The following is a 25,991-nucleotide window of genomic DNA, read 5'->3' as shown; positions in this document are numbered from 1 at the left end:
AACACGCGGCACGAATTGCCCTCGACCAGAAAGACAGCTTATGGTGTGATCGGGGTTCAATAAATCGCTAAACAAGGTATACTCCAGCGGTTTTCTTAGTTGTTTATTGTACTAAACGCTCCCGTGAGAGGATGCTACTGCGCACCTATGACACAATTCGCTTCTCCTGTTCTGCACTCGCTGCTGGATACAGACGCTTATAAGTTGCATATGCAGCAAGCCGTTTTTCACCACTACTATGATGTACAAGTAGCGGCTGAATTTCGTTGCCGTGGCGATGACCTGCTCGGTATTTATGCCGATTCTATTCGTGAGCAGGTGAATGCTATGCAACACCTGCGACTGCAGGAGGACGAGTACCAGTGGCTCTCCGGCCTGCCTTTCTTTAAAGCTGATTACCTCACCTGGTTACGTGATTTCCGCTATAACCCGGAACAGGTTTGCGTCACCAATGATAACGGTAAGCTGAACATCCGCTTAACCGGGCCGTGGCGTGAAGTGATCATGTGGGAAGTCCCGCTGCTAGCGGTCATCAGCGAGATGGTACACCGTTACCGTTCGCCCGAATCAGGCGTCCCGCAGGCACTCGATGAACTGGAAAGCAAACTAGTAGAATTCTCTGCTTTAACGAAAGATGTCGATATGTCCCGCTTCCATCTGATGGATTTCGGTACGCGTCGTCGTTTTTCACGTGAAGTACAGCAGGCTATTGTTAAACGCCTGCAGCGAGAGCCCTGGTTTGTCGGCACCAGTAACTACGATCTGGCCCGCCGCCTGTCATTAACCCCAATGGGCACGCAGGCGCATGAGTGGTTCCAGGCTCATCAGCAAATCAGCCCTGAGCTTGCCACCAGCCAGCGCGTTGCCCTGGCCGCCTGGTTAAATGAATATCCTGACCAACTCGGCATTGCGCTGACCGATTGCATCACCATGGATGCGTTTTTACGCGACTTTGGCGTCGAGTTTGCGACCCGCTATCAGGGTTTACGCCATGACTCAGGCGACCCGGTGGAATGGGGTGAAAAAGCAATCGCCCATTATGAAAAACTGGGCATTGATCCGCTAAGCAAAACGCTGGTGTTTTCAGATAACCTCGATTTGAAAAAAGCGATTGAGCTCTACCGCCACTTCTCTTCTCGTGTGCAGTTGAGTTTTGGTATTGGCACACGTTTAACCTGTGATATTCCCCAGGTTAAGCCGCTCAATATTGTGATCAAGCTGGTGGAATGTAACGGCAAACCTGTGGCGAAGTTATCTGATAGCCCGGGTAAAACCATCTGCCACGATAAAGCGTTCGTGCGCGCGCTACGCAAAGCCTTCGATTTGCCGCATATTAAAAAAGCCAGTTAAACCTTCCAGGGAGCCAGTTTGGCTCCCTTTTCACGTTAATTTCCGAAATCTTTCACTCCAGCTACGAATTCTGCTTGTCTGATTGCAGATGCCAGGTAACATAGGTATCCCCCCATTACGGGTGGACATGTGTTTATATATCCGACTATTAACAGAGAGAATATTATGAGCGTTGTGCCTGTAGCCGACGTACTCCAGGGCCGCGTAGCCGTTGACAGCGAAGTCACCGTGCGCGGATGGGTGCGTACCCGCCGAGATTCAAAAGCTGGCATCTCCTTCCTCGCCGTTTATGACGGTTCCTGCTTTGATCCTGTACAGGCCGTCATCAATAATTCTCTGCCCAATTACAATCAGGACGTACTGCGACTGACGACGGGTTGTTCAGTTATTGTAACGGGTAAAGTCGTTGCATCTCCTGGACAAGGACAGAGCTTTGAAATTCAGGCCACTGAGGTTGAAGTAGCCGGCTGGGTTGAAGATCCTGATACCTATCCAATGGCGGCTAAGCGTCACAGCATTGAGTATCTGCGTGAAGTGGCGCACATGCGCCCACGTACCAACATGATTGGTGCCGTCGCGCGTGTACGTCATACGCTGGCGCAAGCGCTGCATCGCTTCTTCCACGAGCAGGGTTTCTTTTGGGTATCGACTCCGCTGATCACCGCTTCCGACACCGAAGGTGCCGGTGAAATGTTCCGCGTGTCTACGCTGGATCTGGAAAACCTGCCGCGTAACGATCAGGGCAAAGTCGATTTCGACAAAGACTTCTTTGGTAAAGAAGCCTTCCTGACCGTTTCTGGTCAGCTGAACGGCGAAACCTACGCCTGTGCTCTGTCCAAAATTTATACCTTTGGCCCGACGTTCCGTGCAGAAAACTCTAATACCAGTCGTCACCTGGCAGAGTTCTGGATGCTGGAACCGGAAGTGGCTTTCGCCGATCTGAACGATGTTGCAGGCCTGGCTGAAGCGATGCTGAAGTACGCGTTCAAAGCCGTACTGGCTGAGCGTGCGGATGATATGAAATTCTTCGCCGAACGTGTCGACAAAGACGCGATTTCACGCCTGGAACGTTTCATTGAGGCTGACTTCGCGCAGGTGGATTACACCGACGCGGTAAGCATTCTGGAAAAATGCGGCAAACAGTTCGAAAACCCGGTTTACTGGGGTGTGGATCTGTCTTCTGAGCACGAACGATACCTTGCTGAAGAGCACTTTAAAGCGCCGGTCGTCGTTAAAAACTACCCGAAAGATATCAAAGCGTTTTATATGCGCCTTAACGAAGACGGTAAAACCGTTGCAGCAATGGACGTCCTGGCTCCAGGAATCGGTGAAATCATCGGTGGTTCTCAGCGTGAAGAGCGTCTGGACGTACTGGATGCCCGTATGCTGGAAATGGGTCTGAACAAAGAAGATTACTGGTGGTATCGCGACCTGCGTCGCTACGGTACCGTTCCACATTCCGGTTTCGGTTTGGGCTTTGAGCGTTTGATCGCTTACGTTACCGGCGTGCAGAACGTCCGTGACGTTATTCCGTTCCCGCGTACCCCGCGTAACGCCACGTTCTAACCCTGCATTTTTGATACAAAAGCCAGCATTGCTGGCTTTTTTTGTCACCGCTTCACGTTTTAGGATCCCCCTCCCGCGTTTAACACAACCCTTCGCCTTCCCCCTTCCTGTTACGTAATATTTCACTGCAACATATTTGAACAAAAAATAATCAGCATTTTTATTGTGGATTAGCATTTTCTGATTAAATAGTACATTTTATGACCATTTGCACGGCATTCCAGACGTCCAGAAATAGCCATCTGTAAAGCAGGAACTTTATGGCAGAACAGAGAAAAAAGGAGCTTATCTAAATTAAATATAAGAAAATCATATAAATAGAAATAGAAGCGGTGATTTTTAGCGTACGGACATCTGAAATTTGAAGTTGTTCACAAAGTTGCACAAAAATAACATTTTGTTACACACTTTTTCTTTTTGAAACCAAATCTTTATATTTGTAGCACTTTGACGGTAGCGAAACGATAGTTTGAATGGAAAGATGCCTGTCAGACACATAAAGACACCAAACTCTCATCAATAGTTCCGTAAATTTTTATTGACGGAAATTATTGGCGGCAGTGGCAGGTGTCATATAAAAACCGATGAGGGTAATAAATAATGATGAAGCGCAATATTCTGGCAGTGGTTATCCCTGCTCTGCTGGTAGCCGGGGCAGCTAACGCTGCAGAAATCTATAACAAAGATGGCAACAAAGTAGACCTGTACGGTAAAGCAGTAGGTCTGCACTATTTTTCCAAGCACAACGGTGACAATGCCTACGCACCTAATGGCGATCAGACTTACGCCCGTCTTGGTTTCAAAGGGGAAACTCAGATTAACGACCAACTGACCGGTTACGGCCAGTGGGAATACCAGTTCAGCGGCAATAACTCTGAAGGCGGTGATGATGCTCAGAATGGCAACAAAACCCGTCTGGCGTTTGCCGGTCTGAAATTTGGTGACGCAGGCTCCTTCGATTACGGTCGTAACTACGGCGTCGTTTACGATGCTCTGGGTTACACCGATATGCTGCCAGAATTCGGTGGTGACACTGCTGCTTCCGACCAGTTCTTCTCCCAGCGTAACGGCGGTCTCGCAACTTACCGTAACTCTAACTTCTTCGGTTTGGTTGAAGGCCTGAACTTCGCTGTTCAGTACCTGGGCAAAAACGAGCGTGATGACGTTCGTCGCTCTAACGGTGATGGCGTTGGCGGCTCTGTTAGCTACGAATTCGAAGGCTTTGGTATCGTAGGTGCGTATGGTGCAGCTGATCGTACCGATGACCAGCAAAACCCACTTCTGCGCGGCCACGGCGACAAAGCTGAGCAGTGGGCGACCGGCTTGAAATACGATGCTAACAACATCTACCTGGCGGCGAACTACAGCGAAACCCGTAACGCAACCCGTATCGCTAACGGTTATGCTAACAAAACTGAAGACGTCCTGTTGGTTGCTCAGTACCAGTTCGACTTCGGCCTGCGTCCGTCCCTCGCCTATACCAAATCTAAAGGTAAGGACATCGAAGGAATCGGCGACGTAGATCTGGTGAACTACTTCGAAGTGGGTGCGACTTACTACTTCAACAAAAACATGTCCACCTATGTTGATTACATCATCAACCAGATCGATTCTGACAACAAACTGGGCGTAGGCTCTGACGACACCGTTGCAGTGGGTATCGTTTACCAGTTCTAATAGCAGACCTCTTTGTTAAATGCCTAAAAAACAGGACTTCGGTCCTGTTTTTTTATCTCTGCTAGCGGATTCTTGCGTCTTAAAAAAACACCTCGGCTTTTCGTCAGTAACGGTTGGCATTTTGTAAATCTACCGTTAACCTGATAGCGGACTTCCCTTCTGTAATCACTATGGAACCTCGTCATGTTTGAGAACATTACTGCCGCTCCTGCCGACCCCATTTTGGGTCTGGCTGATTTGTTTCGTGCCGATGACCGCCCAGGAAAAATAAACCTTGGGATCGGTGTATATAAAGATGAGACAGGCAAAACGCCGGTACTGACCAGCGTTAAAAAAGCCGAGCAATATATACTGGAAAATGAAACCACCAAAAATTACCTTGGCATCGACGGTATTCCAGAGTTTGGCCGCTGCACTCAGGAATTACTGTTTGGTAAAGAAAGTTCGCTTATCAACGACAAACGTGCGCGTACAGCACAGACCCCTGGCGGCACTGGCGCACTGCGTGTGGCCGCTGATTTCCTGGCAAAAAACACCTCAGCTAAACGCGTATGGGTGAGCAATCCAAGCTGGCCAAACCATAAGAGCGTCTTTAACTCTGCCGGTCTGGAAGTTCGTGAATACAACTATTACGATGCCGCGAACCACTCATTAGACTTTGATGCGCTGCTGGCAAGCCTCAGCGAAGCGCAGGCTGGCGACGTGGTGTTATTCCACGGCTGCTGCCATAACCCAACCGGTATCGATCCTACGCTGGAGCAGTGGCAAACGCTGGCTCAGCTTTCTGTCGAAAAAGGTTGGTTGCCGCTGTTTGACTTCGCATACCAGGGCTTTGCCCGCGGTCTGGAAGAAGATGCTGAAGGTCTGCGCGCATTCGCTGCGCTGCACAAAGAGCTGATCGTCGCCAGCTCCTACTCCAAGAACTTTGGTCTGTACAATGAGCGCGTAGGCGCCTGTACGCTGGTTGCAGCCGATGCTGAAACCGTCGACCGCGCGTTTAGCCAGATGAAGTCCGTCATTCGTGCCAACTATTCCAACCCACCAGCACACGGCGCGTCGGTTGTGGCAACCATCCTGAGTAACGATGCCCTGCGCGCTATCTGGGAGCAGGAACTGACCGATATGCGTCAACGCATTCAACGCATGCGTTTGCTGTTTGTGAATACGCTGCAGGAGAAAGGTGCGAACCGCGACTTCAGCTTTATCATCAAACAGAACGGCATGTTCTCATTCAGCGGCCTGACCAAAGAGCAGGTTCTGCGTCTGCGCGAAGAGTTTGGTGTCTATGCCGTCGCTTCCGGACGTGTGAACGTAGCAGGAATGACGCCAGATAACATGGCGCCGCTGTGCGAAGCGATTGTCGCAGTACTGTAATCTATCGCGTACTAAAAAGGCCGCAATAGCGGCCTTTTTCATTTATCTGCGGTGTTACCAGACAGGCATTTCATCCTGCAGGAACGGATTATGTAGCCGTTCGTTGCCCAACGTCGAAAGTGGGCCGTGACCCGGAATAAACGTCACGTCATCGCCCAACGGCAACAGTTTACGTTTAATCGAATCAATCAATTGACTATGATCTCCGCGAGGAAAATCGCTGCGCCCTACGCCGCCTTTGAAAATCACGTCACCAGAAATCAGTAGCTTTGATTGTTCATCAAAGAAGACCACATGTCCCGGCGTGTGGCCCGGGCAATGCAGTACCTGCAATGTCACGTTACCCACGCTTACCCGGTCGCCTTCATTCAACCAGCGATCGGGCGTCAGCGGCTCACAATCGCCCAGGCCAAACATGCGACTCTGAGCAGGAAGTCCTTGTAACCAGAACTCATCTTCTTTTTCCGGACCAATAACCGGTACACCATAATGCTGTGCCAGTTCAGCCGCCGCACCTACGTGATCAAGATGACCATGGGTGAGCAGGATCTGCATTAGCGTCAGGCCACTGGCATCGACTTCCTGTTTGATTTTCTCAGCATCGCCGCCGGGATCGACCAGCGCAGCCAGACGGGTTTGCTCACACCAGATTAACGAGCAGTTCTGGGCGAATGCAGTGACCGGAATAATACGATAGTTCATACGGCTCCTGTTTCATTAAGCTTATGGATCACCAATGACGCGCCGGTCCGGTGTCAATATGCACAAAGTTACTGCGTGGGTAGTATCCTACACCACCTGCGCGCATAGATAACGCAGCTTTGCGAATATTACTTAATGCGATGCCTTCAATATGGAAATCCATGGCCTGCCCTTTCGTGTGGTAGCTTTTCTTTGCCACACCGCGGCTGTGCGCACGTAATTCATTATTGGTATCAATAGAGCGGTAACCAGAAATAAGCTGTACGGGTTTACGCGTGCCCAGCAGGCCCTGCAGACGGAAGAGTTGATCGAACAATCCCGGATCGATGGATTTCACTTTATTCGCACGAAAATCACGGAAAAAGTGATTAAGTTTAGCTAATTCGTCCTGAATATAGCCCCTGCCATCAAAAAACTCTGCTTTTATTGACTCACCGGTATGCAGGTTATTCAGAGTCAAAATGCGCGGACGTGGGGTAGAGAGTGTAGCAAACGCAGGCGTAGGCAGGATGGCAGCGCCGAGGGCAATGCCACCAAGCGCCAGCAGTTTGCGGCGATTAGCGTCAAATTTGTCCATGGTTTTAAGGTCTACAAGGTCAATGTTATCGTATGTATGCTCTAGCGCACGCGGGAAACCTTATCTGGCTAAGTAGTCCACGTCAAGGCTCCCAACCCCAGGAAATACGGGGCTTGCAGCCATTTCGCCCCGTTTCCAGCATAACTTACGACAATTATTTTCCTCGAACTGCTTCATTTATCTGATTAATTGTTCAGCTTTTGACACAATTTGTGCACTGGATCGCGCTGTCTGATCGTAATTGTAAATATCTGTACGATACTGCGTGCGACCATCCGGGCCAACAAATGCGGTCAGATAGTAGAGGTTAACGGGGATATTCTGGCGAATATTCACGTACCTTGTATCCCCTTGCTTCAGGGCATCCGAGATGCGCGTATCATTCCACCCCGCATCCTGTAGCAGCATATTCGCCAGCTCAGATGCCTTGTTCACGCGCACGCAGCCGGAGCTTAACGCCCGCGAATCCTTCTGGAACAGAGTGTGGTTCGGCGTATCGTGCAGATAAATAGCATCCGAACTCGGCATATTGAATTTATAGCGTCCGAGCGAGTTACGCGCTCCCGGAGCCTGCTGGAAGCGGAACGGCAGATTGGAGGCGGTGATGGTGGCCCAGTCAACCTGCCACGGATCTATCGTCTCTTTGCTGTTCCAGCCGCGCATTACGGTATAGCCGTGACGCTCAAGATACCCCGGGTCATTCCAAACCTTAGGCAGAATATCCTTCCGGGCCAGCGTCGGCGGCACGTTCCACGGCGGGTTAACGACCACGTTATTCAGCGCACTGCTCATCATCGGCGTTTTACGATCGGGACGTCCCACGATAACGCGCGAGGCCAGCACCTGATTGCCGTTTTGATAATACACCAGCGAGTAGGCAGGAATATTCACCATGATACCGGTAGACAGCGTACCCGGCAGCAGGCGCAAGCGCTGAATATTTAACGCCAGCACGCCCGCACGTTGAGCGGGCGTCACGTTCAGCCAGTCACGCGTGGCTGGGCCAATCGCGCCATCGGCCCCAAGCCCCTGCCACGTCTGAAAACGCTTAACCGCGTCAACAAGTTCACGATCGTAAGCGCTACGGCCTTCTTTGGCAGCCGTACTGACAACAGACTCCAGCATCCCGGTGCGGCGCAAAATTTCACGCAGCGCAGGGATATCCTTACTCCACTCCCCCGGACGCAGCGTCGCGGTACTGGTCAGTTGCGGCCAGGGCCGCGTATCGCCCACCAGCTTGAGCAGCGATTCATGCATGGCTGCGTACTGCGGATGTTGCGGTGCCAGGCTGGCGACAAACGAAGTCAGTTGACCGTTATCCAGCGCGACTTGCCATTGGTTGATCACGGAAATCGGCGGCGTCGTCAGCGCATAGGGCTTATCGCTATAGAGCCAGCGATTACCTTTGACGGGGATGTTGGCAATAAAGTGCAGATACCCCATCATCGCATCTGAGAGCACGATATCTCGCGCCTGACCGGTTACTGCCGGGTCAGTCAGTAGAGCAACCCAGGTGGTGAACTGCGGCTGAAAGCCGGCAATCGCCACTTCAGCTAACTGTTGCTGAAAGGCTTTTACCGCATCACGATTTTCCCACATCGGTTTCATTTCGCGTGCGGCATACAGCAGTTCCAGTTGGCTCATATAAACCGGTGTGAAGCCCGCTGGAAGTTGAGATTGTAATTCGGCGCGGGCTTTATCAACTGACACGCCCTCGGGCAGCGGTTGAATACCTGCCATGATAGCCGTCGCTGAAGATTGAGCCTGCGGCTGCGATAACGCTGTTGGCTGTTCACTGACGGTCGCTGAGCTATCGCCAGGGATCATTTCAGGCTCATCGGCCTGCGCATTGAACAGTGGAGCGAATGTTACGGCCAGGCACAAACTAATTGCCGACAGCCGACGACCACACATTTTATTAAGCAACATCCCTTGCCCCCTGTTTTTTTATCATACTTTGAGTAGCCAGGCCGTATGTCTTCCCCTTATTTTGGCGGGGCCGAACCTGTAAAACGCCAATACAAGCTGAAGTATGACGAGCAAGCCTGTGACGCGTTAGGCTTACCTTTAGTATATAAACATGAAAAAATTTTTGCCTAACCTAATGTAAAGAAGTTTAAAGAAATTACACCAGTTATTGAGAATTTCCGGAAAAAAGAAGGCGGCCATTTAGCCGCCTTTTATTTAGCTTGCCTGCGAGGAGGCATCTTCGGTGCCAGGCAGCGGCTCAGGTAGCTGAGGCGCAAACCCGCGCAGACCTACCACGTGAACGTGTTCGGTGTTCTGGAAGACTTTACGCACCAGTTTGTAAGTGGTGCCTTTCTCCGGGCTAATGTTTTCTGGGGCTGCGATAATCAGCTGCATTTGCAGACGCTCGCACAGTTCAAACAGGGTCGCGATAGAGCGTGCATCAAGTCGCGCAGCTTCATCCAGGAACAGTAGACGGCAAGGAGAAATATCTTTCCCGCGCAATCTACGCCCTTCGTCTTCCCAGCTTTGCACAACCATCACCAGAATAGACATCCCGGTCCCGATCGCTTCACCCGTTGACAGCGCGCCAGATTCAGCACGCAGCCAGCCGTCAGAGCCACGGTTAACCTCAACTTCCATTTCCAGATAGTTACGGTAATCCAGCAGCTCTTCACCAATGGTTTGCGGCGTACGTTGCCCCATATCAATCTGCGGATTCAGACGCTGATACAACTTCGCCAGCGCTTCAGAGAAGGTCAGACGATTGCTGTTAAACAGATCCTGGTGCTGCTCATGCTGTTCGGAAAGTACGTCCAGCAAGGTAGCATGCGTCTCGCGTACGTTGACGTTCAGACGAACGCTGTTTACCTGGCCAAACGACACGCTTTGCAGCCCCTGGTTCAGCATGCGAATACGGTTCTGTTCGCGCTGAATGGTCTTACGAATGATATTCGCCACGCTGCGAGAGCTGATCGCCAGTTTCTGTTCGCGGGACGTTAATTCTTCCGTCAGACGGCTCAGCTCAATCTCCATCTGTTCGATCGCTTCAACCGGATCGTCGGTACGGATGATATCCTGACGAATACGTTCACGCAGATGCTGATAAACCGCGACAAAGAACTGAATTTTACGCTCTGGGCGTTTTGGATCTTCAGACATGCGCAGTACATCGCGCAGGTGTTCGTTATCCGCAACCGCCAGGCGCAGCGCACCGAGCGCCTTATCCGACATCGAGCGCAGTTCATCACCGGAAAGATACGCCAGCTCACGACGGTGTAGGCGGCGTTCAACGCCGTTATCTTTCACCATCCGCATCACCGCACACCATCCGGCTTTCGCGGTAACCACCTGCTCGCGCATTTCAAAATAATCACGTTCCAGCTTGCGCAACCTGCGGGTCAGGTTTTCCATCTCCGCTTCGCAGAAGGTCAACGCTTTTTCCAGTTGGTTACGGCGGGCACGGTTATTGCTGAGCTGCGCATGCAGTTCATCACGACGTATACGCGCGCGCTCTTCGGCACCGCTGTCCGCACGAACGCCAATATCCTGCAGTTCACGTTGTAAATCGTTAAGCAGCTCTTTTTTGGTGTCATAGGAGCTTTTCAGCGACGCCATGACCTGGTTGTACTGGCTTAACTGTGCGGCGTGACTGCGTAGCGCTTCACGGGCGCGGGTACGTTCGGCTTCCGCCTGTTCCAGGCGCTCACGCAGTTTTTCGTTCAGATCGCTGTTGCCGCTAAGCATTTCAGCAGAGTCGGAATAGCTAAAGTGCGCCCGGCGCTGCACCACTTCGGTCAGGGCAAAAGCTTGCTGACGCGCATCGCGCTGCATCTGTTGGGAATACGCGTAGTCTTCCTTCAGTTGTTCAAACTGCTCAGGGTCATTTTGCAGGACCGAAACAATCGGTTCCAGCTTGGCTAACTGGTTGCCATGTTGCTGTACAAAACGCGCTGCTTCCTGGGCTTCATCCAGGCGCTCACGAATTTCGTCCACGCGATCGGCCAGCGTGTCATCCGCCAGCAGATTCAAACGCGGGAGAAGGCGGTTAAGAGCAGAGACCCCCTCTTTCGCCTGCTCAAACTGCATACGGCTTTGCTGATTATCATTTTCATGATTGCTCAGCGCACGTTCCAGTTCAACGCGACGGCCATTCAGTTGGCGAATTTCCGCTTCCGGATCGGCTTCAAACGCCACCGACAAATGACTGCCAATGAAACGACTGAACGCCTGATGCAGACGCTGGGTTTTCTGGACGTCAAAGGAGAGCGTTGCGAAACGTTCAGACAGCCCTTCACGCTCGGCATGCAGGGTTTCGATACGGCTTTCGCGCGCTGCACGGCCAAAAATCGGCACCGTCGGGAAGCGGGAATAACGCCACTGACGCTCGGCGGTTTTCACCACTACCGCTTTTTCCAGCTCATCAACGCTGAAAACGCTGTCATCAAACGACTGCGGATCCCCTTCGATGAAATAGAGATCTTCCGGACAATCCGTCAGCCCTTCAAGCTGCTCGGTAATCAGCGACAGATCCGGCACCACGATGGCATGACGCGAAGGACCGTACAGCGCAGAGAAGTACGGCGCATCTTCAAGGCTAACGTCGTCATAGATTTCTGACAGCAGAACGCCACCGAAGCGCTCCGCCAGCGCGTTCAGACGCTGATCTTCCGCCCCGCCCGGCTGACTTAAACGTTCAATTTCTTCATCAACTGCATTTTTGCGCGCACCGACTTCATCACGCTCAACAATGGCTTCACGCTCGCGCTCCAGCAGTTGTTGCAGATACTCGGTCACATCCTGGCTTGAGGTAAACTCTTCGCCACACTGCTCGCTAAGCTGATTCAGGCTATTCTGCGCGGCCAGCCAGACAGGCGCACGTTTCATCAGATGCTGGATACGAGACTGCAGCTGTTCCTGCTCCTGACGCAACGTCATACGCTGTTCGCTGGCAGAAGAGACGCTGTCCGACAAGGCGGCGATGCGTGCTTCCAGCTCCTGGTGCAGCGCTTCCAGCTCATCGATATCGAACTGTTTACCCTGACGCTTGCAGAATTCAGCCAGCAGACGCTCGGCGTCTTGCTGTTCGCGCAGACGCTGCTCCAGTTCGCTGAGTCGCATACGCAACGGCTGAACCTGTTCCGCCAGGTGGCGCTGTTCAACGCCTTCCCGCAGCAGTTCACGCGCCACGCTCCAGGCTTCACCACGCGCCAGCGGGCCATTGATAGCCGCCACCAGCTGATAAGCCTGTTCGAACTGGCTGTGCGCGGTTTGCGCCACGCTCATTTTTTGTTCCAGCGTCAGCAGTTTTTCAGTGGCTTCCTGCTCTTTAGCCTGGAAGGTTTCCAGCCATTCAGCAGCGCTGTCGGCGGTCAGATCCGGTAAGTGGCAGAGCTCTTTCGCCCGATTCAGCGCCTGGATCGCCTGGGTATACTGGATGGCTCGCGTTTGCTGGACGTCCAGCGCTTGCTGATAATCGGCAAGCTGGCTTTTCAGCTCATCCACTTCCAGTTCCGCGGCTTCTGCGCGGGCTTCGTTTTCATCCTGGCGGTCAACGGCTTCCGCGACCACCTCATTTTGTTCTTCGAGACGGACCTGCAGTTCTTCGAGATCCGCTTCGTAGCGTTCAATTTTTTCCTGCTGACGCAGCGCGGTTTGCACCAGATTCAGGTGATCGCTCGCGGCCTGGTAATCAGCTTCCAGATCGCCTTCCGCGCCGTTATGCTCGCCCAGTTCGCGCGCCATATCCACGTGCTTATACTGCTCCGCGGCCAGCTGCTTACGTGAAGTATGCAGCTCACGACGATATTCCAGCGCTTTATCAAGATGGATACGACGTTCGTTGGCGTGACGCATATAATCCGCGGCCACATAGTTGGTCGCTTCGCTGATCAAATGCTTAAACAGATCACGGTCAGACTGAGTTACGCGAATCGCTTCCAGCGTCATGCGGTTTTCACGCAGCGCAGCTTCCATATCCTGGAAGGCTTTACGTACGCCGCTGTTTTCCGGCAACAGGTAGTCACGCAGTGAACGGGTAATGGCACTGGAGATCCCGCCGTACAGCGAGGCTTCAATCAGACGATAGAATTTACTACGGTCAGACGCGGAACGCAGACGACGGGCGATGATGCCCAGATCGAACATCAGTGAGTGATAATCGGTGATTGAGTTGAACTGTTTAAACTGCACGCCTTCCATCTCATCAAGCTTCTCTTTCAGCTCAGAGAGGGACAGCACGCGCGCCTGGCGTTCATTCAGCGTTTCCGTCACCAGTTGGGTTGGCTGCACCGACATCGGCAGTCCCTGAATGGCAAACGGTTTGATATCCACTTTACGATCGCGACCGGCAACCTGTTGCAGACGCACCCCCACGACCACGCGCTGATGGCGCGAGTTGAGGACGTCGAGCATTGAGTAACAGACGCCCGCTTTCAACTTACCGTGCAGGCCCTTATCACGTGAACCACTGGTTGCACCGGCTTCGGTGGTGTTACGGAAATGCAGCAGGGTTAAGTCCGGAATGAGCGCTGTAACAAATGCCGCCATGGTGGTGGACTTACCCGCACCGTTACCGCCGGACAGCGTGGTAACCAGTTCATCAAGGTCGAACGTACGGGCAAAAAAACCATTCCAGTTAATCAGCGTAAGTGAGCGAAATTTACCGCGTTCAATCATTATTCTTCTTCTCCACTGTCCGGCTGATTCTCTTCGGGCTCATCGTTGAGCTGCAGGCGGTTCTCGACCGGCATCGCTTCGCCATCACGAATTAAGCGACGCTGCGCTTCGCGCGGATCGTCACCGCTGCGCACGTCCGCGCCAAAGCGGAAGACTGATTCCGTAATACGGAATTTGCTGCTGTCGTGACCCATAAACCACACCATGCCTAAACGGCGCAGACGGTTTAGCGAAGAACGAACTTTTTCCTGTAGCTTCTGGCGATCAACATCCGAACCGGTTGAACGGTTGTTCACCAGTTTCAGCAGCTTCGCTTCATCAGCCAGCGTTAGCAGCTCGTCGTACAACTCTTGCTGGGTAAAAATCCCTTCATTCGCCAGGCGTTCCGGGCTGAGATAGAGATAGCAAAGAATTTTACCGACCATCATGTCCAGTTCAGACAGGACCGAACGGGGAATGAGCGTCGTTGAACGCGGGCGAAGGTAGAAGAACCCTTCCGGCGCACGGATCAATTCCACGTTATAGCGGCTGTAAAACTCTTCAAAATATTCCTGAAAATCCATCAGGAAGGCATGATTATCCAGTTCATCCAGACCGATATGGCGGCCCGAACGTAAGGCGCTGTCCAGCGCCGGAAATAACGGATTCGCCAGCGCCTGCGCCAGCTTTACCGGCATCACTTGTTCAATATTTGTCAATGACATGCGCCTGTACCTTGGCTCCGTAATCATTAATCGGCTGCCATTTGGCTGGCAGTCCGGTGAAGTCTGCTTGCGCTACGCCAAGACGTACCGCCTGATCGATAACAATACGCGCGACGTCGAAATGACGCGCACGTGGGTATTGCGCCAGATACTCGCGCACGACCAAACCGAGATCCAGTGGTGTTTGTCTGGATTTGTAGATAGCCAGCTGTTCTTCGATGATCGCCGCCAACTGTTCACGGATCTCGTTAAATTCTTCATATTCCAGATCTTCCGGAAGCTCGCCGGTGACCTCTTCGTCACGCAGCACCATCTCTTCGTCACGCATATCCAGCAGACGATCGGCGTTGGCATAGGTTAGCGCCCACGGATCGTCAAAGTATGTCTGCACGGACTGGCGCAGACGCTGGGCAAAGACGCGGTTTTTATCCATATCGATCGCGGTACGGATAAACTTATGCACATGACGATCGTAGCCGATCCATAAATCAATGGACTGCTGACCCCAACTGATAATGCGGTCGAGCTTACTTTGTAAGTCAAACACCAGCCGATCGACGAAATGCAAATCGTCATGCGTCATCGTGGCGTCCTGGATGTGTAACAGGTGAGCCTGTAGCTTATCCCCCGCTGCTTCCAGCGTATCCTGCAGTTCACGCAGCGTACCAGACGTTTCAGAGAGCAGCAGTTCACAGCTGGAGATCGCCGCCCGCCAGCCTTTATTAAGCAACTGTGCGATGTCGTCTTTTACCTGCTGCTGTTGTTCATCCATGATGCGCTGGGTCAGATCGATACTGTCAAAAATCTCCGCCACCGAGTATTTCAATGGCGCGTAGACGTTGCGATGCCAGTGGAACTCATCGCCACCTTCCGCTGCCGCATCCGCCGCGCGCTTTAGTTCACCTGCAACAATCGACAGCTGCATTGAAAGACGTAGCGTAGAGAATTCACGCTGACGAATGTAGTAATCCGTGATGCCAATTCCCAATGGCGTTAAACGATATATAGCGTTGCCTTCCGCCTGCTCGCTGGTAAAGCGGTTCAGCAGACGTTGACGCACCATATCGTTGATCGCGTTGTTGGCGCGTACGCCGATGGTTTCGCTGGTTTGCTCAAACGCATCACTCACATGGCGGAACGCATCCACCAGCTCACCTTCACTCATCTCGCCGTCAAGTCGCTCACCGTTCAGGGTCGCGACCGCCAGCAGGAACGAAAGTCTGTCTACCGGCAGAGAGATGGAGAAGTCATTTTTTCTGGCCCAGGCAACCAGTTCGGGGACTGTCTGGGAAAATTCACTCATAAATTATCCTTGCATCTGCGGCTCGGGCCGAACTTTTAATCGCGGTGACATGAATATAGCGCCCAAGGCTGATATACGGTTCCTGGCGGCAATAGCGCGTTTCTAACTCAAGTAACATTTCAAAGTCGTCATGCTGTTTATGTTTATCTCGCAGATAATCATGAAACACGCGGACGCCCGTTTTACCGGTTATCTGCCAACCGATCTCGTCCAGCCACTGGTAGACCTGCCCCGGATCGCGCGGGTAGTCCGGTGAAAGCGTGCGTTTTTTACGTTTCGGCATCCCCACCTGCACATAGTCAAAGTTCCCTGCGACCATGTTATGCATCAACAGACCGTTAGCATTGTAGAACATTAACGACAGCGCGCCGCCAGGACGCAATACTGACCACAGAGTCTGCAACACGCTGACCGGATCTGTCACCCACTCCAGCACAGCATGAAACAATATCAGATCAACCGGGCTTTCCAAATGCGAAGCAACATCCTGAGCGGCGCATTGTATAAAATGCATGTTCCCGCTCACACCTTTTGCCTCTGCCGCCTGTTGCGCTCGGGCGATCATCTCGCCAGACAGATCGCATAATGTGACGAAATGTCCTCGTTCCGCCATTTTGATGGCCGTTTGCCCTTCACCACCACCGGCATCCAGAATGTGCAGTTTTTGCTCACCGAACGTTTCCAGTAATCGATCCAGATCCTGCCAAAGGATAGCCTGTCTCAATTGGCCTTTGGTGGTGCCGTAAATGTTACGGGAAAACTTCTCTGCAATGTCATCAAAATTGCGGTCCCGCATCGGGCTCTCCACATACTGGCTTTAGGGTGACTAAGTAAAACCGCTATTTTGTCACACCCACGCCGAGAATGAACCTTCCTGGTGTAATATCCCTGCAGATCCCCTGCTGTATGGTTAAAAAAGGAACCAAAAAGGATGCTTTTTACGCTGAAGAAAGTGATTGGCGGTATGATGCTGCCGCTGCCACTGATGCTAATTATGATGGGTATTGGCCTGGCGCTGGTCTGGTTCAGTCGCTTTCAAAAAACAGGGAAAGTGTGTATTAGCCTGAGTTGGCTGGCACTGTTACTCCTTAGTTTACAGCCCGTCGCCGACAGCCTGTTGAAACCGATTGAGGACAGTTATCCAACGTGGCAAGGTTCGCAAAAAGTGGAATATATTGTGGTGCTGGGCGGAGGGTATACCTGGAATCCGCAGTGGGCGCCGAGTTCAAATCTGATCAGCAACAGCCTTCCACGTCTGAATGAAGGTATTCGCCTATGGCGCGCAAACCCGGGATCGAAGCTCATCTTTACCGGCGCTGCCGCAAAGACGAATAACGTCAGTACCGCAGAAGCTGGCGCCCGCGTAGCGCAGTCGCTGGGGGTGCCAGCCGATGAAATCATCACCCTGGATCACCCCAAAGATACCGAAGAAGAAGCCGCAGCGGTAAAGAAGACCATCGGCAATGCGCCGTTCCTGCTGGTAACCTCTGCCTCCCACTTACCGCGGGCGATGATCTTCTTCCAGCAGGCCGGCTTGCATCCGCTGCCAGCGCCAGCCAATCAGTTAGCAATTGATTCACCGCTTAATCCGTGGGAGCGCGCTATACCCTCCCCCGTTTGGTTGATGCACAGCGATCGCGTTGGTTACGAAACCCTGGGACGCATCTGGCAGTGGCTGAAAGGATCGGAACATTGACAGGAATGTTGCCTGATAAGGTGTTCACATGTTTATCATGCGAGCCACGGCAGCAATGATTTCGTTGCCAGGTCAAAGTTGGAACGATTAAAGCGTCCGGTGTTGACCAGTTGCGTCACTTCATCCCATAACACATACAACCAGCGCCGCCAGATGAATGACTCCGCCACTGGCGCGCGCTGCAGGTATTGCCAAAGCAGGCTTTCCGCCAGCGCATTATCCATCAAACGGAACAGTTCATATTCCCTTGGCGCCCACAGCATCAACCCCGGTCCCACCATAGCCAGAAGCTGATCGCTACGGGCGTCTTTGAGCATGCTACGTAAACTGAAATTACCGTGGATCAGCACGCAGTTATCATTGAATCCTGCAAATAAGGTAGGTAAGCACTCACGGGTGCGAAACAGGATCCGCTTGTCCTGCATCGTTAGTCCGGTATTGTTGAACTGATTTAACGTGGTCCACAGCACCTCAACCCGCTGACGATACCAGGATGGCCAGATATTCTCTTGCGTGTTATCCACCATTCCCACGCAGCCAGCACTATCCTGCCGATGCCATGACAGCAGACCTTCTACGATCTGATCTTTTAAATGTTCCCAGCGTTCGGGCGTTCGGGCAGGCGCTTCCACCGGCACTCCACGTAAACGCTCAAGCAGTAGCACATCAGGACCGGGATGTTCCTCGTGGGTTAAGACCCCATAAATGACGGGCATACGCACCGTACCACTGCGCGCCAGCATGGAGGTTTTCCATGCCAACTGCTGCGCCATACCCGGCGTGGTGAAACTTCTCGCCATCAGTGGCATCGGATTTCCCTGGCTGTCGTACAGTGACCACAGGGCCGTATCCACTTTTTCATTCACGCATTCTATACGACTGAGTTTTTCACCCAACAGATGACTGAGTTCGGCACGCAACTGTTCCATTTCGGATTGCCCTCATAAATGCTACTGCTTTCATAATGAGCGTCGTGCAGACAGATGTCACCCGGATGAGATCAATTGATGAAAAGAAAAATGGCGGGAAAGCGTAACGATATGACACTCCTCCCAAAAATTCGCGTCATCAGGGGGAGTGTCGTGAGAAAAACTAACGCATTTCGGCGCGAACGCGCTCAAGATCTTCGGCAGTGTCTACGCCGGTACCGGGTACTTCTTTTGCGACGGCAACATGAATTTTTTCGCCGTACCACAGCACACGTAGTTGCTCCAGCATTTCAATATGCTCAAGCGGGCTAGGCTGCCAGTTAACATAACGGCGGATAAAACCAGCGCGATAGCCGTAAATACCCAGATGTCGCAGGAAGGTGTCACCCACCGTTTCCAGGCTTTTAGCGAAACGGTCGCGATCCCACGGAATGGTCGCGCGTGAAAAATAGAGCGCATAACCTTCGGCGTCCAGAACGACTTTCACCGCATTCGGATTAAATGCCTCTTCCGCACTGTGAATCGGGGCAGCAAGGGTCGCCATACCGACCTGGCGCTGTGCCAGATTCTCAGCGACCTGGCGAATAATGACCGCCGGGATCATCGGCTCATCACCCTGTACGTTCACAATAACGGTATCATCGCTAAAGCCACATTTCTCGACGACTTCCGCCAGACGCTCCGTACCGGACTGGTGATCGGCGCGGGTCATGCATACTTCCCCCCCCACCGCTTCTACCGCGCGAGCGACATCTTCGTGATCGGTCGCAACAATAATACGTTCAGCGCCAGATTCACGCGCACGCTCCAGCACATGCACGATCATCGGCTTGCCATTGATATCCAGTAGCGGCTTGCCCGGCAAACGTGTGGACGCATAACGCGCAGGAATAATGACCACAAAACTCATGATTTACTCTCATCAGCAGTCAGAACGCGAGCTTCGGTTTCCAGTAACACGGGAATGCCATCACGCAGTGGGAAAGCAAGGTTATCCAGTTTACAAATCAGTTCCTGTTTTTCCTGGTTAAACCAGAGTTTGCCATTGCATACCGGGCAGGCAATGATTTCAAGCAGACGATGATCCATAGTTCCTCCAGATGGACCGGATTGTGAATCCGTAAATATTAACATAATCGCTTACCGTGCTGGGTCTATTTCCCAACCATGGCGCGCATCAGCAAATAAACCTTCAGGATAGCGTCCCAGCGTCACACGTGTTGCCTGCTGCCAGCGGGCAAAATCATCAATCGCCTGAAACAATCCTTTTTGCAGAGTAACCCCAGGTTTGACGCCATCCTGTAACCACAGCGAAATCACTTCCAGTACGCCCGTTTTGCGGTGCATTTTGGCATCCATCCGCCCAACTAACTGCCCACGATGCAGCAGCGGCAAGACGAAATAACCATACTGACGTTTCGGTGCTGGCGTGTAACATTCCAGCCGATAGCTAAAATCGAATAGCTGCTCTGCCCGTTTACGATCCCAGACCACCGGATCAAAGGGTGATAATACTGCGCTATGCGTCGCCGTTAATTTACCCGTCAATGCCTGCTCCAGCAGCGGCTGAAGGTGGCTATGCAGCCACAGGGTTCCTAGCCCTTCGACATCAACAGGAATAATCTGTTGCTGCTGTGCACGTACGTTGCACCAGTTTTTTAGCGCCGGGCGCTTCAGGCGATAGTAGTCTGCCAGCCATTGTTCGCGAAAAATCCCCAGACTGCGGGCGCTGTTATCCAGCATGAGGCTTTCAGCTTCTTCCTGTGAAAGCCGGTCGCGTTCATCATCCCAGTGCGGCATGACGCGATGGGTTAAATCATACACTCGCTGGAAATTACGCCGTTCCACCACCATCACTTTCCCGGCGGTGAACAGGCCTTCAAGATGACGCTTATGCGGTTTCCATGCCCACCAGCCGCTGGCCCCCTTGCGCAGATGCTCAAAATCGGCAGAGCGTACTGGTCCGTTATGCTGGATGTGCTGGAGCAGCTGCTCAATCTCATGCGCATGTTCTTTCATCCACTCCGCTTTATACTTCCAGCCCATTTTCTCCGGGGCCAGCATGCGGTGACGTATCAGCATAAAGTCGCTACGCGGCAAAAAGCAGGCCTCGTGCGCCCAGTATTCCATCAGTTCGCCCCGCTGCAATGCGTCATCCAGCCACTGGGGCGAATAATCACCCAACCGACTAAACAGCACCAGGTAAGGGCTGCGCGACACAATATTGATGGTATCGATTTGCAATAACGACATGCGCGAAATGGTAGCAAGAATATCTGCTGGGGTTGCCCGACGGCGTGTTTTTTTCAGCAGCCCTTGAGCGGCAAGGTGAAGATGACGGGCATCCGTCAAAGAAAGACGCGGCAACGACATTTATGGCCTCATAAATGATTCGCTGCCGCAGCGTGAATCAGTTAGCGAGTCAGCGAGATTAAGCTATCCAGCAACATATCAGGCCGATCGCCTGACAAATGAGCGTCAACAGGTAAATACCACCAGTTTTCATCGGCAAATGCACGGCACTTAACCGCATCTTTTTCCGTCATCACCAGCGTTTGCCCGGCGTCTGCAAACGCACTGACGTCACTGTAGGTCAGAGACTGATGGTCTGCCAGCGCAATACTTTTTTGCACGCTGGCACCGCATGCTTCCAGCGTGGCAAAAAAACGCGGTGGATGGCCAATGCCCGCCATGGCGACAATATTGGACAGCTGCGACACATCGCGGCGTTCACCCGTACGTAAATTAACGGCCAGCCCCGGTTCAAGTCGCATAGGGATTTCCCCTGGCTGGGCAACACCACCGTTAACGATAGTCGCATCCACCGATTTAAGCCGGCCTGCGCGTTCCCGCATGGGACCCGCGGGAAGCCACCAGCCATTGCCAAACCGACGTTCTCCGTCAATAACCACGATTTCAACATCTCGCGCCAGACGGTAGTGCTGTAGCCCATCGTCCGTCACAATCATCTGCACATCGTGTTGGGCCAAAATGGCTTTGACCGCATCCGATCTTACCGGGGATACCGCTACGGGCACGCCGGTACGTTGGGCGATCAGCACAGGTTCATCACCCGCTTCTGCCGTAGTGGTATCTGCGGTCAGTAACAGCGGGTAAGCAGCCGCTTTCCCGCCATAACCACGCGACACCACGCCCACGCGAATCCCACGTTGACGCAGTTGTTCAACCAGCCAAATCACCACAGGTGTTTTGCCATTGCCGCCCGCGGTCAGGTTTCCGACCACCACAACCGGGACTGGTGCACGCCACGCGCGTTTAATCCCAAGCTTGTAACATAAGCGGATCCCCCCGCTCACCAGGCCATACAGCCAGGAGAGCGGGAGTAACAGTCGCCACAGCGGCGACTCACCAGACCAGATTCGAGCGATCATTGACCGAATTGCATTTTATGTAATTGTGCATACACCCCACGCTGCTCAATCAGCTCGCTATGGGTTCCACGCTCAACAATAATACCGTCTTCCACCACGATGATTTCATCCGCCTGTTCAATGGTAGAAAGGCGGTGAGCAATCACCAAGGAGGTACGGTTTTTCTGAAGCTCATCCAGAGCAGCCTGAATTGCGCGTTCAGACTCGGTATCGAGTGCCGACGTTGCTTCATCAAGGATCAGAATCGGACTGTCACGCAACAAGGCGCGGGCAATTGCGATACGCTGGCGCTGACCACCAGAAAGCAGGACGCCGTTTTCGCCAATCACCGTATCCAAGCCATTGTCCATCTTATTGATGAAATCCATGGCGTAAGCCATTTTCGCCGCTTTTTCGATCTGCTCACGGCTGTACAAATCGGTACGCGCGTAGGCGATGTTGTTGGCAACCGTATCGTTAAACAGGTGCACATTCTGCGAAACCAACGCGACCTGATCGCGCAGGGATGCCAGGGTATATTCACGTAGATCGTGTCCGTCCATTAGAATCTGCCCTTCATCAATATCATAGAAGCGCGTGATCAAGCTGGCGATGGTGGATTTCCCGGAACCCGAACGGCCAACCAGGGCAACGGTTTTCCCCGCTGGAATATTCAGGTTGATGTTGCGCAGCGCAGGTACTTCACGTCCCGGATAGGTAAATGTCACGTTGCGGAACTCGAGATTGCCGGTAGCGCGTTCGATTTCGCGCGTACCTTCATCTTTTTCCTGCTCGCTATCCAGAATCGTAAATAAGGTTTGGCAGGCCGCCATACCGCGCTGGAACTGCGCGTTGACATTGGTCAGCGATTTCAACGGACGCATCAGCGCGATCATTGACGAGAAGACAACCGTAATTGTCCCTGCAGTCAGGTTTTCCATTACGCTTGGGAAGCTGGCTGCATACAACACGAAGGCCAGAGCCAGAGACGCAATCAGCTGGATGATAGGATCGGAGATAGAAGAGGCGGAAACCATCTTCATGCCCTGCAAACGCATCTTATTGCTGACTTTATCAAAGCGCTTAGTTTCGACTTCCTGACCACCAAAAATCAGAACTTCTTTGTGGCCTTTCAGCATCTGCTCGGCACTGGTCGTAACCTGACCCATGGTGTTTTGCATATTTTTACTGATGCTACGAAAGCGCTTGGAAACCACACGGATTGCCACTGATACAATCGGTGCCAGCACAATCAGGATCAATGACAGCTGCCAGCTGTAATAGAACATCATGATAAACAGGCCAATAATTGAGGCCCCTTCACGTACCACGGTGATCAGCGCGCCGGAGGACGATGACGCGACCTGCTCTGAATCATAGGTAATACGTGACAATAGCGTACCTGTAGACTGTTTATCAAAAAAGGAGACTGGCATGCCCATCATATGGCCAAACAGGCGGCGACGCATGGTCATGACCACTTTGCCTGATACCCATGAGATGCAGTAGCTGGAGACATAGCTGGTTAAGCCACGAACTACCATCAGTCCAATGACCACCAGCGGCATCCACAGCAGCACAGAGCGATCCGTTTTACCAAAACCATCATCCAGTAATGGCTTAAGGAGCGATAGCATGAAGGTATCGCTGGCCGCGTTCAGGATTAACGCTATACCCGCCACGATCAGACCCGATTTAAAAGGCGCTATGGTTGGCCATAGTCGGCGAAACGTCTGCCACGTAGAGAGATCTTTATCGTTATGCATTCAAAAAACCAGCATTTGTTAGAATAGCCGCATATTCTACCCGTTATCCTCCGACACGCCAAACCACTGATGATACCAACGAGGTAAAATCTGATCTCGCAAGCTGTTTATTCGCCAGTTTTTTTGATAAAAATCCAGCGTAATCTGCCCCTGGTGGGGTGTATCCAGCCATTGATAATTTTGTTGCCGATAACGTTGCTTCACTTTCCTGGACGGGAGACGCCAGGCATTGTAACGGGATGCGGAGGCTAACGCGGCCTGCCCGCCGACCCGCTGAATCAGCGCCTGCGATGATGAGGTATTGCTACCATGATGTGGAACCTGTATCACCGTAGACTGCAGATGCTGCCAATAGTGACTGAGCATTTTTTGTTCAACGGGAGACTCAATATCTCCGGTCAGCAGAATACTCTGATGCCCGTCATCGACCTTAACCACGCAGGAGTGGTTATTCCCCAGATCTTTATTTCCACGCACGGGCCAATGCGCACTAAAGGTTAACCCTTGCCATTGCCAGCGCTCCCCGCGTAAACACGGGAGATGCCCTTCCCAACCTAATGGGCTTCTTATCCATAGAGACGGCCAGGCTTGCTGCAGCGAACGCAACCCGCCCCGGTGATCCATATGCTCATGGCTTAAAATAACGCCTTCTGGCTCCAGGTTGTGCCAACGTAGCCAGGGAATAATCAACTGTTGCGCGCTATCGCCTTCAGGCCATGCCAGACCGGTATCGTAAAGAATCACTTTCCCATTGCGCGAAATGACCATCGCCAACCCCTGCCCGACGTCCAGCATATGCACTTGCCAGACATCAGTACGTGGCGTTCGCCAGAACGGGGCGCTCAGTAAAAGGAGCAAAGTGACGCAAACTACCGGTATAGTTCGCCACGCGTTCAGCCGATATGCGATGAGCAGGAGTCCGGGTACAAATGCAAGCCATTGCCAACGTGCATCAATATTGATCCACCCTTCAGGCAGGCTCCTGAGCCCCCAAAATAATAGCGCGAGGGAGCGATCCGCTAAATACCATAGGTTCGATTCAACCATCGCTAACCCGGTTAAATGGACGATCATGCCTGCTAATATCAATGGTACGGAAATAAACGTAACCAGCGGTACAGCAAACAAATTCGCCAGAAATGAGGTCAGGCTAAAACCGTGAAATATCGCGATTTGCACAGGCAGAAGCAGGAGTGTAATTCCCAATTGCAAATGAGCAAGCGCCAGAAATTGGCGTCCAACGCGCGACAGCGGCCAATCCGGCATCGGAACCCATTGATACCAGAACAGCAGCGCCGCAACGGCAAAAGCAGACAACCACAGACTTTGTGAAAGAACGGCGACAGGATCCACCACCAGAATGGCTGCCAGACAGCAGATCCACACCGACCATCCACTCCACTGCCTGCCGCTGAGTTTTAGCCCACCCCAGACCAGTAGCGCAACAACCGTACGTAATGCCGGGGGCTGTAGCCCCGTTAACCAGGCATAGAATGTTGCGCAGACGATTCCGCCAACTAACGGAACCTGCCAGCAAATCCATCTGGTTGGCATAAAAAATTGCCCCGCGCGAATTAATCCTGCAGCCAGAAGTGCGGCAAATGCAATATGCAGCCCGGAGATAGCCATCAAATGGGCCGTACCGGTATCACGCATAATGGTTTTCACCACTTGTGACACGGACAAGCGCTCCCCCATTCCCAGGCCCAGTATAACCTGCTGCCAGGGATAGTCAGCGAGCGCGCTTTTCAACGAGGAGAGATACCGCGAACGTAAATTGCATTGTTGTGTGATAACCGAAGCCTGCAAAAATCTTCCCGTCAGCAGCTGGTGCTGCGCCAATGCGTAACGCTGGCTATCAAACCCGCCCTCGTTCAATTGACCGTGTATAGCACGAACCTTCAACGTCATCGCCCATGTCTGGCCCGCACAAACGTTGCCGGGTAGGTACTGCCCATACAGAGTAATTCCGATGTCAGGAAATACCCGCTTCCCCTGCAGATGCGTGATCTGGCCGTAGTGCGTTGTCATATTATCGGTTCCGGTTATCCGCACGATGGCCTGCTGGCTTTTTGCAGGCAGCGTATTACCGGCCCACAGCGCATCTTTCGCAGCCAGAACTCCCCAAAGAAAAAATAGCAGGGTTAATCCGGCGAAACGTACAGGGCTGTGAGAAATAAGGCAGAGCAGAATTGCCAGACCAAATATAACGCCGATGCACAGCATGTCAGGTAACGCAGGTAATAGCATAAGCGGGAGAATGCCGAATAATGCACTCGTACTAACCGTTGTTATTTTCATCAGTCACCTCCCTGTAGCAGGAAGTGTGCA

General features: G+C 52.5%; 19 protein-coding genes. 5 read left to right on the top strand and 14 right to left on the bottom strand.

Translation table 11 applies throughout. The features are described from left to right. Nucleotides 1-147: 147 nt before the first annotated feature. From pncB to aspC, 4 genes are all read left to right on the top strand, one after another. Nucleotides 148-1,350: a nicotinate phosphoribosyltransferase gene (gene pncB, locus WC7_RS17385; protein WP_016152465.1), complete on the top strand. Its 1,203-nt coding sequence runs from the start codon at nt 148-150 to the stop codon at nt 1,348-1,350. A 165-nt stretch (nt 1,351-1,515) separates the two neighbouring features. After that, nucleotides 1,516-2,916, top strand: coding sequence for an asparagine--tRNA ligase (asnS, locus tag WC7_RS17390; RefSeq protein WP_016152464.1), 1,401 nt, complete (start codon nt 1,516-1,518; stop codon nt 2,914-2,916). A 600-nt stretch (nt 2,917-3,516) separates the two neighbouring features. After that, nucleotides 3,517-4,593, top strand: a complete 1,077-nt coding sequence (gene ompF, locus WC7_RS17395) for a porin OmpF (RefSeq protein WP_016152463.1) — start codon at nt 3,517-3,519, stop codon at nt 4,591-4,593. Nucleotides 4,594-4,776: 183 nt separating this feature from the next. After that, entirely contained in the window at nt 4,777-5,967 is a 1,191-nt protein-coding gene (aspC, locus tag WC7_RS17400; RefSeq protein WP_016152462.1) for an aspartate transaminase, read from the top strand. 54 nt (nt 5,968-6,021) lie between these two features. Here the strand turns inward: aspC and WC7_RS17405 are convergent, their stop codons facing one another. From WC7_RS17405 to cmoM, 7 genes are all read right to left on the bottom strand, one after another. Then, the gene (locus WC7_RS17405; protein ID WP_003035823.1) at nt 6,022-6,669 is read right to left on the bottom strand and encodes an MBL fold metallo-hydrolase; all 648 of its coding nucleotides are present in this window, start codon (nt 6,667-6,669) and stop codon (nt 6,022-6,024) included. Between the two features lie 28 nt (nt 6,670-6,697). Further along, the gene (locus WC7_RS17410) at nt 6,698-7,246 is read right to left on the bottom strand and encodes a peptidoglycan L,D-endopeptidase MepK (RefSeq protein WP_016152461.1); all 549 of its coding nucleotides are present in this window, start codon (nt 7,244-7,246) and stop codon (nt 6,698-6,700) included. A 177-nt stretch (nt 7,247-7,423) separates the two neighbouring features. After that, on the bottom strand, nt 7,424-9,175 hold the full coding sequence (gene ldtD, locus WC7_RS17415) for a L,D-transpeptidase (protein ID WP_016152460.1): 1,752 nt from the start codon (nt 9,173-9,175) through the stop codon (nt 7,424-7,426). A 255-nt stretch (nt 9,176-9,430) separates the two neighbouring features. Then, the gene (mukB, locus tag WC7_RS17420; RefSeq protein ID WP_016152458.1) at nt 9,431-13,891 is read right to left on the bottom strand and encodes a chromosome partition protein MukB; all 4,461 of its coding nucleotides are present in this window, start codon (nt 13,889-13,891) and stop codon (nt 9,431-9,433) included. Next, on the bottom strand, nt 13,891-14,595 hold the full coding sequence (mukE, locus tag WC7_RS17425; protein WP_016152457.1) for a chromosome partition protein MukE: 705 nt from the start codon (nt 14,593-14,595) through the stop codon (nt 13,891-13,893). The genes mukB and mukE overlap by 1 nt, the downstream gene beginning before the upstream one ends. Continuing rightward, the gene (gene mukF, locus WC7_RS17430) at nt 14,576-15,898 is read right to left on the bottom strand and encodes a chromosome partition protein MukF (protein ID WP_016152456.1); all 1,323 of its coding nucleotides are present in this window, start codon (nt 15,896-15,898) and stop codon (nt 14,576-14,578) included. The genes mukE and mukF overlap by 20 nt, the downstream gene beginning before the upstream one ends. Next, nucleotides 15,891-16,694, bottom strand: coding sequence for a tRNA uridine 5-oxyacetic acid(34) methyltransferase CmoM (gene cmoM / locus WC7_RS17435; RefSeq protein WP_016152455.1), 804 nt, complete (start codon nt 16,692-16,694; stop codon nt 15,891-15,893). The genes mukF and cmoM overlap by 8 nt, the downstream gene beginning before the upstream one ends. A gap of 135 nt (nt 16,695-16,829) precedes the next feature. On the opposite strand from cmoM, the gene elyC reads away from it, so the two are divergent. Beyond that, nucleotides 16,830-17,594: an envelope biogenesis factor ElyC gene (gene elyC / locus WC7_RS17440; RefSeq protein ID WP_016152454.1), complete on the top strand. Its 765-nt coding sequence runs from the start codon at nt 16,830-16,832 to the stop codon at nt 17,592-17,594. 35 nt (nt 17,595-17,629) lie between these two features. On the opposite strand, the gene WC7_RS17445 is transcribed toward elyC, so the two are convergent. From WC7_RS17445 to WC7_RS17475, 7 genes are all read right to left on the bottom strand, one after another. Further along, a complete protein-coding gene (locus WC7_RS17445; RefSeq protein ID WP_016152453.1) occupies nt 17,630-18,523 on the bottom strand; it encodes a YcbJ family phosphotransferase in 894 nt (297 codons plus the stop codon). 163 nt (nt 18,524-18,686) lie between these two features. Then, nucleotides 18,687-19,433, bottom strand: coding sequence for a 3-deoxy-manno-octulosonate cytidylyltransferase (gene kdsB / locus WC7_RS17450; protein ID WP_016152452.1), 747 nt, complete (start codon nt 19,431-19,433; stop codon nt 18,687-18,689). Next, nucleotides 19,430-19,612 carry a protein YcaR gene (ycaR, locus tag WC7_RS17455; RefSeq protein ID WP_003035793.1) on the bottom strand — a complete coding sequence of 61 codons (183 nt, stop codon included), beginning with the start codon at nt 19,610-19,612 and terminating at the stop codon, nt 19,430-19,432. The genes kdsB and ycaR overlap by 4 nt, the downstream gene beginning before the upstream one ends. A gap of 51 nt (nt 19,613-19,663) precedes the next feature. Then, nucleotides 19,664-20,896 (bottom strand): winged helix-turn-helix domain-containing protein, encoded by a 1,233-nt coding sequence (locus WC7_RS17460; protein ID WP_016152451.1) that lies wholly within the window; start codon nt 20,894-20,896, stop codon nt 19,664-19,666. A 41-nt stretch (nt 20,897-20,937) separates the two neighbouring features. Further along, a complete protein-coding gene (gene lpxK, locus WC7_RS17465) occupies nt 20,938-21,915 on the bottom strand; it encodes a tetraacyldisaccharide 4'-kinase (RefSeq protein ID WP_016152450.1) in 978 nt (325 codons plus the stop codon). Then, the gene (gene msbA / locus WC7_RS17470) at nt 21,912-23,660 is read right to left on the bottom strand and encodes a lipid A ABC transporter ATP-binding protein/permease MsbA (protein WP_016152449.1); all 1,749 of its coding nucleotides are present in this window, start codon (nt 23,658-23,660) and stop codon (nt 21,912-21,914) included. The genes lpxK and msbA overlap by 4 nt, the downstream gene beginning before the upstream one ends. 36 nt (nt 23,661-23,696) lie before the next feature. Further along, the gene (locus WC7_RS17475; protein WP_016152448.1) at nt 23,697-25,961 is read right to left on the bottom strand and encodes a ComEC family protein; all 2,265 of its coding nucleotides are present in this window, start codon (nt 25,959-25,961) and stop codon (nt 23,697-23,699) included. Between the last annotated feature and the right edge of the window lie 30 nt (nt 25,962-25,991).

Origin of the sequence: Citrobacter sp. KTE151 (assembly GCF_000398845.1) — a bacterium.
GTDB lineage: Bacteria > Pseudomonadota > Gammaproteobacteria > Enterobacterales > Enterobacteriaceae > Citrobacter > Citrobacter braakii.
Note: the sequence above shows the minus strand (reverse complement) of the source record. Positions and strands in the feature narration are given on the sequence as shown.

Excerpts from the sequence above, each read along its gene's own strand:
- ldtD (WP_016152460.1), bottom strand. The coding sequence starts at position 9,175 with ATGTTGCTTAATAAAATGTGTGGTCGTCGGCTGTCGGCAATTAGTTTG.
- aspC (WP_016152462.1), top strand. The coding sequence starts at position 4,777 with ATGTTTGAGAACATTACTGCCGCTCCTGCCGACCCCATTTTGGGTCTG.
- elyC (WP_016152454.1), top strand. The coding sequence starts at position 16,830 with ATGCTTTTTACGCTGAAGAAAGTGATTGGCGGTATGATGCTGCCGCTG.
- mukF (WP_016152456.1), bottom strand. The coding sequence starts at position 15,898 with ATGAGTGAATTTTCCCAGACAGTCCCCGAACTGGTTGCCTGGGCCAGA.
- WC7_RS17460 (WP_016152451.1), bottom strand. The coding sequence starts at position 20,896 with ATGTCGTTGCCGCGTCTTTCTTTGACGGATGCCCGTCATCTTCACCTT.
- mukE (WP_016152457.1), bottom strand. The coding sequence starts at position 14,595 with ATGTCATTGACAAATATTGAACAAGTGATGCCGGTAAAGCTGGCGCAG.
- kdsB (WP_016152452.1), bottom strand. The coding sequence starts at position 19,433 with ATGAGTTTTGTGGTCATTATTCCTGCGCGTTATGCGTCCACACGTTTG.
- msbA (WP_016152449.1), bottom strand. The coding sequence starts at position 23,660 with ATGCATAACGATAAAGATCTCTCTACGTGGCAGACGTTTCGCCGACTA.
- WC7_RS17405 (WP_003035823.1), bottom strand. The coding sequence starts at position 6,669 with ATGAACTATCGTATTATTCCGGTCACTGCATTCGCCCAGAACTGCTCG.
- WC7_RS17475 (WP_016152448.1), bottom strand. The coding sequence starts at position 25,961 with ATGAAAATAACAACGGTTAGTACGAGTGCATTATTCGGCATTCTCCCG.
- lpxK (WP_016152450.1), bottom strand. The coding sequence starts at position 21,915 with ATGATCGCTCGAATCTGGTCTGGTGAGTCGCCGCTGTGGCGACTGTTA.
- WC7_RS17445 (WP_016152453.1), bottom strand. The coding sequence starts at position 18,523 with ATGGAACAGTTGCGTGCCGAACTCAGTCATCTGTTGGGTGAAAAACTC.
- ycaR (WP_003035793.1), bottom strand. The coding sequence starts at position 19,612 with ATGGATCATCGTCTGCTTGAAATCATTGCCTGCCCGGTATGCAATGGC.
- asnS (WP_016152464.1), top strand. The coding sequence starts at position 1,516 with ATGAGCGTTGTGCCTGTAGCCGACGTACTCCAGGGCCGCGTAGCCGTT.
- pncB (WP_016152465.1), top strand. The coding sequence starts at position 148 with ATGACACAATTCGCTTCTCCTGTTCTGCACTCGCTGCTGGATACAGAC.
- mukB (WP_016152458.1), bottom strand. The coding sequence starts at position 13,891 with ATGATTGAACGCGGTAAATTTCGCTCACTTACGCTGATTAACTGGAAT.
- ompF (WP_016152463.1), top strand. The coding sequence starts at position 3,517 with ATGATGAAGCGCAATATTCTGGCAGTGGTTATCCCTGCTCTGCTGGTA.
- cmoM (WP_016152455.1), bottom strand. The coding sequence starts at position 16,694 with ATGCGGGACCGCAATTTTGATGACATTGCAGAGAAGTTTTCCCGTAAC.
- WC7_RS17410 (WP_016152461.1), bottom strand. The coding sequence starts at position 7,246 with ATGGACAAATTTGACGCTAATCGCCGCAAACTGCTGGCGCTTGGTGGC.